At 65.4% G+C, this 13,805-nt stretch carries 14 protein-coding genes; 4 read left to right on the forward strand and 10 right to left on the reverse strand.

Annotated elements, in window-relative coordinates; genetic code table 11:
* The first annotated feature begins 155 nt into the window (after positions 1-155).
* Both DESTE_RS14255 and DESTE_RS14260 read left to right on the forward strand, forming a co-directional pair.
* The gene (locus tag DESTE_RS14255) at positions 156-518 is read left to right on the forward strand and encodes a MerR family transcriptional regulator (protein ID WP_035068271.1); all 363 of its coding nucleotides are present in this window, start codon (positions 156-158) and stop codon (positions 516-518) included.
* A complete protein-coding gene (locus DESTE_RS14260) occupies positions 511-966 on the forward strand; it encodes a carboxymuconolactone decarboxylase family protein (RefSeq protein WP_051384480.1) in 456 nt (151 codons plus the stop codon). Before DESTE_RS14255 ends, DESTE_RS14260 begins: the two co-directional genes overlap by 8 nt.
* A 188-nt stretch (positions 967-1,154) precedes the next feature.
* Here DESTE_RS14260 and DESTE_RS14265 read toward each other — a convergent pair whose 3' ends face one another.
* The 6 genes from DESTE_RS14265 to nifU form a co-directional block, all read right to left on the reverse strand.
* On the reverse strand, positions 1,155-1,691 hold the full coding sequence (locus tag DESTE_RS14265; protein WP_035068272.1) for a hypothetical protein: 537 nt from the start codon (positions 1,689-1,691) through the stop codon (positions 1,155-1,157).
* Positions 1,692-2,010: 319 nt separating this feature from the next.
* Positions 2,011-2,433, reverse strand: coding sequence for a VOC family protein (locus DESTE_RS14270; protein WP_156925375.1), 423 nt, complete (start codon positions 2,431-2,433; stop codon positions 2,011-2,013).
* Between the two features lie 162 nt (positions 2,434-2,595).
* Positions 2,596-3,549: a serine O-acetyltransferase EpsC gene (gene epsC / locus DESTE_RS14275; RefSeq protein WP_035068273.1), complete on the reverse strand. Its 954-nt coding sequence runs from the start codon at positions 3,547-3,549 to the stop codon at positions 2,596-2,598.
* A 59-nt stretch (positions 3,550-3,608) separates the two neighbouring features.
* Positions 3,609-4,541, reverse strand: a complete 933-nt coding sequence (gene cysK / locus DESTE_RS14280; RefSeq protein ID WP_035068274.1) for a cysteine synthase A — start codon at positions 4,539-4,541, stop codon at positions 3,609-3,611.
* Positions 4,542-4,809: 268 nt separating this feature from the next.
* Entirely contained in the window at positions 4,810-6,009 is a 1,200-nt protein-coding gene (gene nifS, locus DESTE_RS14285; RefSeq protein ID WP_035068275.1) for a cysteine desulfurase NifS, read from the reverse strand.
* A complete protein-coding gene (gene nifU, locus DESTE_RS14290; RefSeq protein WP_035068276.1) occupies positions 6,006-6,851 on the reverse strand; it encodes a Fe-S cluster assembly protein NifU in 846 nt (281 codons plus the stop codon). Before nifU ends, nifS begins: the two co-directional genes overlap by 4 nt.
* A gap of 296 nt (positions 6,852-7,147) precedes the next feature.
* Between nifU and DESTE_RS14295 the strand changes: the two genes are divergently transcribed.
* A complete protein-coding gene (locus DESTE_RS14295) occupies positions 7,148-7,429 on the forward strand; it encodes a hypothetical protein (protein WP_156925376.1) in 282 nt (93 codons plus the stop codon).
* A gap of 64 nt (positions 7,430-7,493) precedes the next feature.
* On the opposite strand, the gene DESTE_RS14300 is transcribed toward DESTE_RS14295, so the two are convergent.
* Positions 7,494-8,477 carry an HD-GYP domain-containing protein gene (locus DESTE_RS14300; RefSeq protein WP_035068278.1) on the reverse strand — a complete coding sequence of 328 codons (984 nt, stop codon included), beginning with the start codon at positions 8,475-8,477 and terminating at the stop codon, positions 7,494-7,496.
* 276 nt (positions 8,478-8,753) lie between these two features.
* A complete protein-coding gene (locus DESTE_RS14305) occupies positions 8,754-9,770 on the reverse strand; it encodes an HD-GYP domain-containing protein (RefSeq protein WP_035068279.1) in 1,017 nt (338 codons plus the stop codon).
* Between the two features lie 315 nt (positions 9,771-10,085).
* On the opposite strand from DESTE_RS14305, the gene DESTE_RS14310 reads away from it, so the two are divergent.
* A complete protein-coding gene (locus DESTE_RS14310) occupies positions 10,086-11,669 on the forward strand; it encodes a methyl-accepting chemotaxis protein (RefSeq protein WP_245590861.1) in 1,584 nt (527 codons plus the stop codon).
* Positions 11,670-12,019: 350 nt separating this feature from the next.
* Here the strand turns inward: DESTE_RS14310 and DESTE_RS18595 are convergent, their stop codons facing one another.
* Both DESTE_RS18595 and DESTE_RS14320 read right to left on the reverse strand, forming a co-directional pair.
* Complete coding sequence (locus DESTE_RS18595) at positions 12,020-12,511, reverse strand: amphi-Trp domain-containing protein (protein WP_051384481.1); 492 nt, start codon at positions 12,509-12,511, stop codon at positions 12,020-12,022.
* Positions 12,512-12,577: 66 nt separating this feature from the next.
* Entirely contained in the window at positions 12,578-13,795 is a 1,218-nt protein-coding gene (locus DESTE_RS14320; protein WP_035068280.1) for a GAK system CofD-like protein, read from the reverse strand.
* Between the last annotated feature and the right edge of the window lie 10 nt (positions 13,796-13,805).

A 13,805-nucleotide genomic window follows, 5' to 3' on the forward strand; every position in this document is an offset into this window, starting at 1 on the left:
GGCATCGGGCATTACACCGCATTCTTTCCAGGCTTCACGTGCTCACGCCCGGCCCACCTCGTGATGGTCCGGGCGTGTTTTTTTGCGTGGCCCGTGAAACCGCTTGACTTCGAGCGTACTCCAACTTGTAGGCTCCGGAAAAAGGAGGAAGGCCCATGCGCATCCGCGACGTGGCGGAAACCACCGGACTGAGTGCCCACACCCTGCGCTGGTACGAAAAGATCGGACTGTTGCGCTCGGTGGAGCGCGACCGGGGCGGGCGCAGGGTGTTCACGCAGGACGACCTGCGCTGGCTGGAATTCATCGGCAGGCTGCGCGAGATGGACATGCCGGTGCGCGAAATGGTGCGCTATGCAGAGTTGCGGGAGCAGGGTGATGCCACGCTGGCCGACAGGCGGGAACTGCTGGAAACACATCGCCAGCGCGTGCGCCAGCGCATGGACCGGCTGGCGGCGTGCCTGACCCATCTGGATGACAAGATTGCCTGGTATCGCGGGCAGGAGGACGACCATGCATGACGACGTGAAGACGGCTCAAACGGAAGGGTCGGAACAGGCCGCAGGAGCGCAAGGGGCGGAAACCCGCTACCAGCGCGGACTGCGGGTGCTGTCGCAGGTGGACGGTACGGCGGGCGAACAGGTGGTGGCGAAACTGGCGGAATTCGCGCCGGATTTCGCGCGGTTGCTGGTGGAGTTTCCCTTTGGCGACGTGTATGCCCGGCCCCAGCTTGACCTGCGCGAGCGCGAGATTGCCACCATCGCCGCGCTGACGGCCATGGGCACGGCGCGGCCCCAACTGGAGGTGCACATTGCCGCCGGTCTGCACGTGGGCCTGACCCGCGATGAGATCATGGAGGTGATCATGCAGATGGCGGTGTACGCGGGCTTTCCCGCCGCGCTCAACGGCATTGCCGCCGCGCGCGAGGTGTTCGGGCGGCATGATGCGGCACAGGGTGGCAGGGGGTAGCAGGGGCGGGGCGTAGAGGGGGGCGATGCAATTGGTCCGGACGGGCCGGGATTGACACGTGCCCGCACCAACATCCCGCGACGGAAGCTCGTCGCGGGATGCAAGGACAAAGGCTATCCAGTCGGACGGCAGGGAATCCGGAATGGCCCCCGCCAACCTCTTCGGGGCAGCGCATGTGATGCCCGTTGCTACCGAGGCCAGGCCAGCAGCACGTCCTCGCGGCGCAGGGGCAGGTCCAGCGCGTCTTCCGGGGCTCCGGAAATGGCCGCGTCGGCCAACCCCGCCACGTAGCCGGGCGGCAACGCCCACACCCCGATGGCCGGGCCGCCGTCCATGCGGATGGCCAGCGCCACGGCTTCTTCGTTCAGGCCCAGGATGCGCGCGGGCCTGCGGCACCATGGCAGCCGTGCCACGGCGGGCAGGGGCGGCGCGCCCTTGGGTCGCTTGGGCATGCACGGTTCGCCGCGCAGGCGAAAGGACACCAGCACGCTGGTCCAGTCCCCTTCGCTGCCGTCGGCGCGGGCGGGCGCCAGCGCGTCGTCCTGCCGGGCGAACAGCCGGAACACCTCGACCCGTGCCCGGTGGTAGGTGTCCGTGCGGCGGCAGCGCACCCCGCTGCGGTGGATGGCGAAACATGTTTCGTTGATGGCAAGCAGACGGCGGGTTCCCGTGCAGGTGACGCCGGGAATGGTGACCATGGAATCGGCAAGTAACTGGAACGGCATGTCGGTTCCTCCTGCTGATAGCCTACTTTTCCGGTAGGCTATCTGGAGGCGGAAGGCAAGAAAAATCGGACGAAAATCATTTGAGTATGATTTATTCCAATATGCGTTGTTACAGCATGTATTGGTACGAAATGCGTGTTCCGCTGAAAAGATGTTGAAAGGGCGGGCTGAAAGAAAACGGGTTCCGCGCCATGCACGCGCGGAACCCGTTGCGTTTCGGAATGGGAAAAGGGAAGGGAGATCGTCGCCCGTCGCCCGTCGCCCGTCGCCCTTGGCCGAACGTAGCCAGGCTTGGCGGCACTTGCCCCCCTTGTCCCACTCAGCCGAGTACGATCCGCCCGGCCTCGTCCAGCTTCAGTGAAGGCACGTGGGCCACTTCCCACGGGTGGCCGTCCGGATCGGCGAAGTAGCCGGTGTACCCCCACGGCTTGTCGCGCGGGGCATCCAGCACCGTGCCGCCCGCGGCCACGGCCTCGGCCATCAGGGCGTCCACCATGGCCCGCTCGGTAACGTTGTGGGCCAGGGTGATGCCCCCCGGCGCGGGCCTGGCCCCGGCCATGCCGCAGTCCTGCAGCAGTTCATCGCGCGGGTGCAGGGCCACGGCAAGTTCGCCCACCTGAAAGAACACGATCTTGTCGCAGTCCGGGTAGGCGGGCTTCCAGCCAAGGGCCTCGTAAAAAGCCCGGCTGCGGGCAAGGTCGGCCACGCCGAGCGTCAGCAGGCAGATGCGGGGGATGGGCATGGGGCCTCCTTTGGCGGTGCGCGCCGGATACGGAAAGATACGCGGGGCAACCTATCCCTTCGCGCCGTGCAGGTACAGCGGGGTGCGCTGCCCAGGACGGGGCGCACGGGACGCGTCTGGCTGGAACATGTCTGGCCGGAATTCGTCAGTCCGGCCCGTCGCCTACGTCCGCCCCACCAGTTCCTCGTCGGGCTTGGGCTTGGCCGAACGTTGCTGCACGATCTTGGAGCCGGGCGGCACGTCGTGGGTCACCCACACGTTGCCGCCGACCATGGACCCCGTGCCGATGGTCACCCGGCCAAGGATGGTGGCCCCGGCGTACACCGTGACGTTGTCTTCCAGGATGGGGTGGCGCGGGTTGCCCTTGATCAGCACGCCGTCGCCATCCTTGGGGAAGGACAGCGCGCCCAGGGTCACCCCCTGGTACAGGCGGCAGCCGCGCCCGATGATGCACGTTTCGCCGATGACCACGCCGGTGCCGTGGTCGATGAAGAATTCCTCGCCGATGCGCGCGCCGGGGTGGATGTCGATGCCGGTGCGCGAGTGGGCCATTTCACTGATGATGCGCGGGATCAGCGGCACCTCCATGCGGTACAGCTCGTGCGCGATGCGGTGGTTGATCATGGCCGCGATGGATGGGTAGCAGAACACCGTCTCGCCGGGGCTTTTGGCGGCGGGGTCGCCTTCGTAGGCGGCCTTCACGTCGCTGGCCAGCATGCGGCGGATTTCCGGCAGCCGTTGCAGGAACTGGATGGCCTTGTCGCGCGAGTGCAGTTCACAACTGCCGCATTCACGGGCGAAGTCAGCACAGGTGAAACACGCCCCCCGACGGATCTGCTCGGACAGGATGCGGAAGATGGAATCGAGGTTGGCGGCCAGATGGTAGCGCATCGATTCCAGATGCACGGTGGCGGTGCCGAAAAAGCCGGGCAGCAGCGCGGCGCGCAGGCGGCTGACCATTTCGGACAGGGCCTCCAGCGAGGGCATGGGCGCGTCGTGCAACGAGCGGTGGTAGACCGCTTCGTACGATTCCGGCGCGCACAGATCGGCGGCGATGCGTTCCAGTTCGGGCATGCCTTGCAGCGAGCGGGCGTCGAGGTCGTCGAGTTTCTTCATGCGCGTGCGATCCGTCGGGGTTTGGGGGTGATGGGGGGCGGCGTGCCGGGATACGTCGATTAATCCGGCATTTCGGTAAACAGCGGAGTGGACAGATACCGCTCGCCGGTATCGCACACCACGAACACCACGCGCTTGCCCGCCATTTCCGGGCGGCGCGCCACGGCCATGGCGGCAAAGGCGTTGGCCCCGGACGAGACGCCGCACAGAATGCCTTCCTCGCGCAGCAGTCGCCGGGCCGTGGCCAGGGCGTCCTTGCCAGGCACGCGGATGATCTCGTCGTAGACCCTGGTGTCCAGCACCGGGGGCACGAAGCCCGCGCCGATGCCCTGGATGGCGTGCGGTCCGGGCGCGCCGCCCGACAGCACGGGCGATTCGTCCGGTTCCACGGCGAACACCTTGATAGCCGGATTCAGCTCGCGCAGCCGCTTGCCGGTGCCGGTAATGGTGCCGCCGGTGCCCACGCCCGCCACGAAGGCATCCACCTTGCCGTCGGTGTCGGCCCAGATTTCCTCGGCGGTGGTCTTGCGGTGCACCATGGGGTTGTCCGGGTTCACGAACTGGCCCAGCATCACCGCGCCGGGCGTTTCGGCCACGATGCGCTCGGCTTCCTCTATGGCGCCGCGCATGCCCTTGGAGGCCGGGGTAAGCACCAGCCGCGCGCCAAAGCCGCGCAGCAGCGCCTTGCGCTCGTTGCTCATGCTTTCGGGCATGGTCAGGACAAGGGTAAGGCCGCGTACCGCCGCCACGAAGGCCAGGCCCACCCCGGTGTTGCCGCTGGTGGGTTCCACCAGCAGGCCGCCGGGGGCCAGTTCTCCGCGTTCCATGGCCCCGTCGATCATGGCCAGGGCAATGCGGTCCTTCACCGAGGCACAGGGGTTGTTGAATTCCAGCTTCGCCACCACTTCGGCCGCGCAGCCTTCACTGACGCGGTTCAGGCGCACCAGCGGGGTGCGGCCTACCAGTTCCGTCATGTCGCGGGCGATCTTCATGCGAGCCTCCTGTGGGTGTCCGGTGCGGGTGCCGGGAGCGGCGCCGCGCACGGCGGCCTGCGCCGTCCGTCAGGTTGTGTACGAGAAAGGGGAGGGGAGCGCCCCCTCCCCCCGAGTGTGCAGTAACGAATGTACGGATGCAGCCGGAACTGCTGGCGATGTCTAGGGATGCCACAAACGGTGCGGCGCGTACAGGGGCAGGCCGCCGAGTGTGGCGGACGTCACCGCGTGGCGGCATTGCACCGCACGGTGCGCGACGCAGTGCGCCTTAGCAGCTGCACGCGGGCTTGCCCAACGCCGCCTCGGCCTCGCTTCCGGCGCGGAAGGGCGACATCTCGCGCAGGCGGGCAATGACGCGCGGCAGTTCGCGCACCACGTGGTCCACCTCTTCTTCCGTGTTGAAGCGCGAAAGGCTGAACCGGATGGAGCCGTGCGCGTAGGTGAACGGCACGCCCATGGCCCGCAGCACGTGCGAGGGTTCCAGGCTGCCGGACGTGCAGGCCGAACCGGAACTGGCGCATACCCCCAACTGGTCGAGCAGCAGCAGGATGGCCTCGCCCTCCACGTACTTGAACGAGATGTTGGAGGTGTTGGGCAGGCGGTTGGTCACATCGCCGTTGACGATGGCGTCGGGAATGGCGGCCAGCAGCCCCTGTTCCAGCCTGTCGCGCAGGGCGCGCACGCGGGTGTTCTCTTCCGCCATGTTGGCGGCGGCAAGGTCGCAGGCCATGCCAAGACCGATGATGGCGGGCACGTTCTCGGTGCCGCCACGGCGTCCGCGTTCCTGGTGCCCGCCGCGCAGGAAGGGCCGGTAGGCCGCCCCGCGCCGCACGTACAGCGCGCCGATGCCCTTGGGGGCGTGCAGCTTGTGGCCGGACAGCACCAGATAGTCCACGGGCAGCTCGCGCACGTCGATGGCCAGCTTGCCCACGGCCTGCACCGCGTCGGTGTGGAAGGGCACGCCGCGCTCCTTGCAGATGGCGGCGGCTTCGGCCACGGGGAAGATGGTTCCCGTCTCGTTGTTGGCGAACATGATGGACACGATGGCCGTGTCCTTGCGGATGGCCTCGCGCAGTTCGTCAAGATTCATGCGGCCCTTGTCGTCCACGCCCAGCAGGGTCAGTTCGTACCCGTTCTTTTCCAGGTGCTGGGCCAGGCTGAGCACGGCGGGGTGCTCCACCCGGGTGGTGATGATGTGCTTCTTCTCGGGCTGGGCGGCCAGCGCGGCCCGGATGGCGGTGTTGTCGCCCTCCGTCCCGCACGAGGTGAACACGATCTCTTCCGGCGTGGCCCCGATGAGCCGGGCCACCTGTTCGCGCGCCTCGCGCACGGCGTGGCCCACCTGCCCACCAAAGGTGTGCATGGACGAGGGGTTGCCGTACAGTTCGCTGAAATAGGGCAGCATGGCCGCAAGTACGGCCGGATCCACGCGGGTGGTGGCGTTGTTGTCGAAGTACACGGTGTTCACGCTGCCGCCTCCTTGACCACGATGTTCTCGTCCACATGGTCGCGCAGGGTCTTTTCCACAAAGCCTTCCAGCGTCAGGCGGCTGGAGGGACAGCTGGTGCACATGCCGCGCAGGGCCACGTAGACGGTGGAGCCGTCCATGTCCACCAGTTCGATGTCGCCGCCGTCCTGCTGCAGGCGGGGGCGGATTTCGCCTTCCAGCACCTTCAGGACCAGCTGCATGCGCTGCACGTTGGTGAGCTTCTTGGGTGCGGCGGCCAGCGGGGTTTCACACACCGGGGCCTTGCCCAGTTCCGCATCCAGCAGCTTTTGCAGTTCGCCCACGCATTCGCCGCAGCCGCCGCCGGCCTTGGTGTAGTGGGTGATTTCCTCCACGGTCTTCAGGCCGTTTTCGCGGATGGCGCGCACGATCTGCTCGTCGGTCACGCCAAAGCACTTGCAGACCAGCTGGCCCTCGTGGCTGTGTTCCACGGCGGGTTCGCCGCGCCAGTTGCGGATGGCGGCCTCCAGCGCTTCCTGCCCCATGACCGAGCAGTGCATCTTTTCCTTGGGCAGGCCGCCCAGAAATTCGGCGATGTCGCGGTTGGTCAGCTTCAGGGCTTCTTCCACCGTCATGCCCTTGATCAGTTCGGTCAGGGCCGAACTGGAGGCGATGGCGCTGGCGCAGCCGAAGGTCTGGAATCTGGCGTCCACGATGCGGTCGCCGTCGATCTTGAGATACAGCTTGAGGGCGTCTCCGCAGGCAAGGCTGCCGACCTCGCCGATGGCGTTGGCGTCGTCAAGGGAGCCCACGTTGCGCGGGTTCAGGAAGTGCTCTCGTACCTTGTCGGTATACTCCCACATGTTGCGTTCCTCCGGGGGGCGTTAGCGCGGTCGGCTGAGCACTGGCAGAGCATTGGGCTGAGCACTTGGCAGGGCACGGCGCGTCATTATCGGGCATATAACAACGTACGTCCGGCCGGGGAAGGGGCAGAGCGGATTTTTTTGGTCAGGATTGGGTGGAGGAACAAAAGTGAATGGATTTATTTGATATGAACTACTTGAGGAAGTTGTGAATATAACGTGTGTTTTGTAGTTGTAATACGTTTTTTATGTTAGCTTCAGGTGAAGCTCAGGGGGAGGCGCAAAGGAGTATTATGATGACTTATGTTCAAGATTTTAACAGATGGATTGAGGAGTATGTTGATTTCGATGATGTCGGTGGTTTCGAGGACCTTGTGAATGCTGTTGAAGACGAAGAGGACATAGGTGATTGGACTGTTTGGCGGGCTGAGAACGGGTTGTTTGTTCGCTCGGATGAGTCCACAGATTTGAGAATCGCGTCAGATAATGCTGAAGATTCATTCATGTGGACACTTGCGAAGCATGCGGGAGATCCCGAGTATGATATAAGATCTTGGATAGCACGTCAAAAGAAATAGAAAGAGGCCGTGCATGTACATGCACGGCCTTAAATTTGATGCGATATAACACAAGGCTCAGTTTCTACACCACGTTGGCACCGGAAAGAATCATCACGAAGCGCTTGAAGATGTCGAGGTCGATCTGCTCGCGCATCTCGTTCATCATCAGGCGCAGCACCTGGAAGGCGTTCATGGCCGGGGCGTAGGGGCGGTTGGAGGTAAGCGCGTCGTAGATGTCGGCAATGGTTATGGCCCGCACCGGCAGGGGAATTTCGCCGCCGGAAAGGCCGCAGGGGTAGCCGGTGCCGTCCAGTTTCTCGTGGTGGAACAGGATGCAGTTGATGGCGTCCTGCGACAGGGGCATCAGCGTGCACGCGCCCACGCCGAACACCGGGTGGCGGTTGACCTCGATGCGTTCGTCCAGCGACAGCGCACCGGGCTTGGCCAGGATGTCCGGGTTCACGAAGGTCTTGCCGATGTCGTGCAGCATGGCCCCCAGGCCGAACTGCACCAGGCTTTCCTCGTCAAATCCGTAGCTTTGCAGGATGGCCTGCGAATACACGAAGACGTGCAGCGAGTGGGAATAGGTGTGGTAGTCGTGCGCCACCAGCGATGCCACGGTCTTCAGCGAATTTTCCAGCGTCAGGAAGCTGATGCCTTCGGTGACCAGGGCCAGGATGCGGTCGAAGGTGGCGCGCTTCAGGCTGCGGGGCAGCTTGCGTTCGAACACCTCCTGCACGATTTCGGTGGAGGTGGCGTAGAACAGGCGCGCCCGTTCCGGCAGGGGGATGGTTTCGTCGGAAAGGATGCGCCCCAGGTACAGTTCGCGGTGTTCGCGGTACAGGGGGTGCTGCGCCCGGTGCACGTAGATGTGCTCCACCCCGTGCGCGCGCAGTTGCAGGCGATGGCGCGGGGTGAACTGTTCACCTTCGTGGGCGTATAGGACGAACCCCTTCTCCTGCCTGATGTACACGCCGAAAGAACCCGACATGTCAGGCAGAAGCATCGTGGTGGGCACCGCGAAGAATTCCGAGGGGTCCTGTTGCGCAGCCGATGCCTGTGTCATTTCCAAGAATTTCCTGGATGTTGCAGTGGTGCCGGACCGTTATGGACGCACCTCTCCCCTCGCAAAGGCATGACGGAAAGCACAAGCATTGTCAACTTTTTCTAGACTTTCTCTGCAACATATGGGGGGTGCGGGGCTGGCAAGGCGTCGAACCAGCCTGACGGACCCCGCAACGTGCGCAAGCGCGCATGCGGGGGCTTCAGCCGCTCAGCTTGTTTAGCCCGCTCAGCCCGACCAGCCCGTTCAGTCCGGCCTCGCAGCCCCGTTTGTACCGGATCAGTCCATCTCGGCGCCGAATCCGCCGTCCAGCATGGCCCCGGACAGCACCAGCACGAAGCGCCGGAACATTTCCATGTCCAGGGTGGATGCCATTTCCGCGCGCATGCGGTTCAGCACCTCGAAGGCGGAGGTGGCCGTGGGCGGGCCCCCGCGCGTGGAGGTGAGCGTGTCGAAGGTGTCGGCCACGGCCAGGGCGCGCACCACGGGGGGAATCTGTTCGCCCGAAAGGCCCGTGGGGTAGCCGGAACCGTCCATGCGCTCGTGGTGGAACAGGATGCAGTTGATGGCCTCCTGCGTCAGGGGCACCTGGGCGATGGTGGCCACGCCCTGCGCGGGGTGGGTGCGGTACACCGCCTCTTCGTCCGGCGTCAGGCGGCTTGCGCGTTCGATGATGGTTTTCGGCACGCGGGTCATGCCCACGTCATGCAGCAGGGTGCCTATGCCCACGCGGATCAGCGCCGCATCGTCCAGCCCCAGGGTTTGCGCCAGGGGCATGGTGTAGATGAGCACATTGATGGAGTGGGTGTAGGTCTTGTAGTCGTGCGCGATGAATTCGCCGAGGGCCTGCAGCGAATCGGCGCTGGTCAGAAAGCGGATGGACTGGGTGACGAAGTAGTGCAGCCTGCGGAACGTTTCACTGTCCAGCGGCACGGGCATGCGTGCCTCGAAGGCGTCGCGCAGGATTTCGGTGGAGGCCCGATAGAAGGTGCCCGCCCGTTCCGGCAGCGGAATGGATTCGTCCTGCAATATGGCGCCCAGGTTCTCTTCCACGTAGCGGGTGTAGTTTTCGCGCTGTTCAAGGCGCACGTATACTTCACGCACGCCGTTCTCGAACAGGTTGGTGCGATGCCGTTCGGTGAAGGCCTCGCCCGCCGCGGCATACAGCACCAGGGTGTTGCCCTGCCGCAGGTACACGCTGAACGACCCCACGGCCTTGGGAAAGATCATCAGCGGCGATACGGGGAAGAAACGCGGATCGCCCGCCGGAGTGTGTGAAGGAATGGTTTCTTTCATGGGATGTTACGCAGCGGACATGAAAGTTGCCCGGAAAGGAGTGTGTTGTCGCGCGGCGAGCATACCGTTGTCGCGCGGCGAAGGAAAGGGCCTTGTGCATGCGGCCGGGCGGGGCTGAAAACCGCGGGGAATTTCTTGAAAGGCCCCGCCCGCTCGGCTAACGTTTCTTTCGATTGCGCCGATAGGCAGTAACGTGATGCATGCCGCCAAATGCATCCGTTGCGGACGCACGCAGCAAATGCTCCCGGCGCGGGGCGGCGCCGCCAGACTCGAACCGCCATTTTGCCGTGTCCTGTGACATAAGGAGATGCCTCGATGATGCAAGGGTTGCGCATCCGGACACTTATCTTCCTGCTCGCACTCGTTCCCCTGATCTGTCTGGGCGGTTTCGCCTGGCTCGGTTCCGTCGGAACCGGCTCCATCACCCCCGGCGCCATCTGGCTGGCCGGGGGCATCACCGTGGGGTGCGCGGTGATGCTGGCCGTTGCCCTGGCCGTGTTGCTGCACGCCAAGGTGGTCAAACCGCTGGGCGAGATCACCTGGCGGCTCGACCGCCTGAAGACCGGTGATCATTCCGTCTGTTTCGCCTGCGACGGCGGCGATGAACTGGTGGAGATGCGCATCGCCCTTGATGGGCTTATCGGCCAGTTGCGCAGAAACCTTTCATTTGCCCAGGGCGTGCTGAAGGGTATCGATACCCCCTTCGTGGTGGTGGACCCCAAGGAGGTGCTTACCTACACCAACTCCAACCTGCTGCATATCCTGGAACACGACGGCCAGCCGGAAAGCTTCTACGGCCAGAACGTGGCCCAGTTCTTCTACGGCGACGCCACCCGCCGCACCGTGCTGCGCGACTGTATCGAAAACGGCGCCATCGCCCGGCGCGAGGTGGATCTGACCGGGCGCAAGGGCGGCAAGCGGCGCATCTTCATCAATGCCTCGCCCCTGTACGACATAGAGGGCAAGCTGATGGGCGCGCTGTGCATCTATCAGGACCTTACAGACCTGCGCGCCCGCGAGGCCGAACTGGAAGCCACCAACAAGCGCATTGCCGATGCTGCCCATGAGTCGGAAGGAATATCCGGCGAGGTGGCCCGCACCTCGGCCACCCTGGCCGGGCAGATGCGCAACGCGGGCAGCCTGACCGACAGGCAGGCCAACCGCATAGGCGAGACGGCAGCCGCCATGGACGAAATGAACAGCGCGGTGCTGGCGGTGGCGCGCAACGCCTCCGACGCCGCCCGTCAGGCCACCGATGCCCGCGCCAAGGCGGAAGCCGGGGCGGGCGTGGTGGAAAAGGCCATGGCCGCCATCGACGAAGTGAGCACCATGGCCGCCCGGCTGAAGGCCGACCTTGGCACGCTGGGCACCCGGGCCGAAGGCATCGGCAGGGTCATGGAGGTCATCAGCGACATTGCCGACCAGACCAACCTGCTGGCCCTGAACGCTGCCATCGAGGCGGCGCGTGCCGGTGACGCCGGGCGCGGCTTTGCCGTGGTGGCCGACGAGGTGCGCAAGCTGGCGGAAAAGACCATGAACGCCACCCGCGAGGTGGGAGAGGCCATCCGGGCCATTCAGGAAGGCACCCGCGATTCGGTGGCCGGCATGGAGGCGGCGGTGCACGCCGTGGAACGCTCGCGTGGGCTGTCCGCCGAGTCGGGCGCGGCCCTGGCGGAAATCGTCACCCTTGTCGTGGCCACCAACGATCAGGTGCACGCCATCGCCACGGCGGCGGAGCAGCAATCGTCCACCAGCGAACACATCAGCAGTTCCGTGGCCGAGGTGCGCGACATTTCGGGCAAGGTCACCTCCGAGGTGGAGCAGGCCGGTCGGGCGGTAAGCGCGCTGGCCGACATGGCCGGGCAGTTGCGGGGGATCATTCACAACATGACCGCGTAGGGCTGTCCCCAAATGGACCTTTCGCCCGTTGGCGTCGTCAAACTTCGCCCGCCATGCGCTGCTGTCCTCATCCGTAGGGTTCGCTTCGCTCACCTGACGGCTGAGGCTCCGGTCGAATACGATAAGAGCGCGCTGCGGTCCTCATCCGTACGGCTCGCAAGCTCGCCTAACGGCTGAGGCATACTCCCGTCATGGCGGGCTTGTTTTCCTTGCCAACGAACGAAAATCCTCATTGGGGAACAGCCCTTGAAGCGTCGCAGGTCAACGCTTCGATTCGAGATGAAAAGGCCGCCCGTCGGAATGCTCCGGCGGGCGGCCTTCGTGTATGTTCCGTCCGGTGTGGCGCGGGGCTACTTGCCGCCGGGCTTGGGGGCGTCCTTGGGGGCGGCGGGCTTGGCCGGTTCGGCGGGCTTGGCGGGTTCGGCCTTGCCCTGGCTTGCCGTGGCCGCCGGAGCCGAAGGCGCGGGCTTGGCAGGGGCTGCGGCAGGCCTGGCTTCGGCGGGCTTGGCCGCTTCTGCAGGGGCGGCGGTGGGGCAGCCCTTGTCGCAAGGCTTTGCGGGATCGGTCTTGGGCAGGTCGGCGGAGATGGTCAGCGGATCTTCCACCACGGCAGGGGCCGCACTCCACTCCAGTTCCAGCGAGAACTTCTGCTTGTCGCCCTTGCGGCGGGCCTCGATTTCCACGTTCACGCTCTGGGGCGGGGTGAGCACCACGGACTCGCCGCCGCGTTCCACCACGATGCGCCCTTCCTTGAAGCCCTTGAGCAACGCTTCCAGGTAGGCCACCGCGTCGGCGTAGGCCATGTGCTGTTCAATGCTCACCTTCTGCTTTTCACCGTCCATGGGAATCCTCCATTCGGTTGGTAGCGGTTGTTGCCGGTGTGCATGGTACGGGCGCCCCGCAGGGCGTCAGCACAGCGAAAGCAGCACCGGATTGAGCAGGCGTTCGTCGATGTACGGGGCCGACTGGCGGCTCACCAGCGGGCAGTCCAACACGCGGATGCCCAGCCCGGCCAGGCGTTGCGCAAGGCTTTTGGACACGCCGCCGGGGTAGCGGCCCCCCTTGCTGTCCACCAGCACGAAGTCCAGCACGTCGCGCGGGGTGATGGCGTCCGGCGCGTCGCTCTGCAGATGGCGCAGCAGCCTCTCCACCTGCAATTCCAGGGTGTGCCCCAGCAGTTCCGGGTCAATGCCGGTATTGGGCACGAAGACCTTGGGGCAACGGGTGGCGGCCAGGGCCGCACCCACGCCCGTGGGCAACAGGTTGGCGATGACGCTGGAATAGAAGCTGCCCACAGGGTAGCACACCAGTTCTGCGGTGCCGATGAGTTCGCGTGCCTTGGCCCGCAGGCGCAGGTCTGCCGGGGTGGTGTCGTCGGGTGACTTGCACAGCCAGATGTCGTCGATGCGGGCGGTGAGCGGCGGCGCGCCGTTCTTGCCGGTAAAGCGGTGTTGCCCGCCGATGATCCGGCCATCGGCCAGCTTCACGGCTAGGTGCAGGTCTGCGTTGGCGATGGGCCGCACCACCCCGCGTACCTGCACCAGCTTGGAAAAGATGAAGATCACCGGGTCGAGGTGGCGGCGGTTCTGCAGGTAGCCCGATGCCAGCACGATGTTGCCAAGGCTGGCCCCGCGCGGGTCGAAGCCCCCGTCCTTGTCCAGCCCGGCGTGGTCAATGAATGTACCGATGTGCGAACGCACGATCTTGCGCAGCGGGTCGGGTATGGCCCGCACAAGTGGGTGCCTGCCCTGGGCCAGAGCGGTGAGTGTGTCGGCCAGTTCTGCCCGGTCGCCCTCGGCGGGCAGGCGGAAGGCGAACAACCTGAACACGGCGGGGTTGCCGTGCAGGCTGCGGTCGGCCAGGGCCATCAGCCGGTTGCGCAGGTCACCCACGGCGGGCATGGCGAAGGCCTGGCGCAGCCGGGCGGAACTGCCGCCCGAGTCGAACGGGGTGATCAGGTGCACCGAGTTGTGGGTGTACCGCGCAAGGTCGGTGGAGGCGTCGCGCAGGGCCGTGCCCCCGCTGAAGAACAGGATGTGCGGGCCAAGGTCGGGCGCGCGGGTGAAGCGTTCCACCTTCACCGGGTCGGGCAGGGTTACCTGCCGGGTCAGCAGCAGCCGGGCCATGCGCGCCCGC

Origin of the sequence: Nitratidesulfovibrio termitidis HI1 (assembly GCF_000504305.1) — a bacterium.
Classification (GTDB): domain Bacteria; phylum Desulfobacterota; class Desulfovibrionia; order Desulfovibrionales; family Desulfovibrionaceae; genus Cupidesulfovibrio; species Cupidesulfovibrio termitidis.

Coding starts and splice junctions, on each gene's coding strand:
- DESTE_RS14255 (WP_035068271.1), top strand. CDS start 156: ATGCGCATCCGCGACGTGGCGGAAACCACCGGACTGAGTGCCCACACC.
- DESTE_RS14260 (WP_051384480.1), top strand. CDS start 511: ATGCATGACGACGTGAAGACGGCTCAAACGGAAGGGTCGGAACAGGCC.
- DESTE_RS14265 (WP_035068272.1), bottom strand. CDS start 1,691: ATGCCGTTCCAGTTACTTGCCGATTCCATGGTCACCATTCCCGGCGTC.
- DESTE_RS14270 (WP_156925375.1), bottom strand. CDS start 2,433: ATGCCCATCCCCCGCATCTGCCTGCTGACGCTCGGCGTGGCCGACCTT.
- epsC (WP_035068273.1), bottom strand. CDS start 3,549: ATGAAGAAACTCGACGACCTCGACGCCCGCTCGCTGCAAGGCATGCCC.
- cysK (WP_035068274.1), bottom strand. CDS start 4,541: ATGAAGATCGCCCGCGACATGACGGAACTGGTAGGCCGCACCCCGCTG.
- nifU (WP_035068276.1), bottom strand. CDS start 6,851: ATGTGGGAGTATACCGACAAGGTACGAGAGCACTTCCTGAACCCGCGC.
- DESTE_RS14295 (WP_156925376.1), top strand. CDS start 7,148: ATGACTTATGTTCAAGATTTTAACAGATGGATTGAGGAGTATGTTGAT.
- DESTE_RS14300 (WP_035068278.1), bottom strand. CDS start 8,477: ATGACACAGGCATCGGCTGCGCAACAGGACCCCTCGGAATTCTTCGCG.
- DESTE_RS14305 (WP_035068279.1), bottom strand. CDS start 9,770: ATGAAAGAAACCATTCCTTCACACACTCCGGCGGGCGATCCGCGTTTC.
- DESTE_RS14310 (WP_245590861.1), top strand. CDS start 10,086: ATGATGCAAGGGTTGCGCATCCGGACACTTATCTTCCTGCTCGCACTC.
- DESTE_RS18595 (WP_051384481.1), bottom strand. CDS start 12,511: ATGGACGGTGAAAAGCAGAAGGTGAGCATTGAACAGCACATGGCCTAC.
- DESTE_RS14320 (WP_035068280.1), bottom strand. CDS start 13,795: ATGGCCCGGCTGCTGCTGACCCGGCAGGTAACCCTGCCCGACCCGGTG.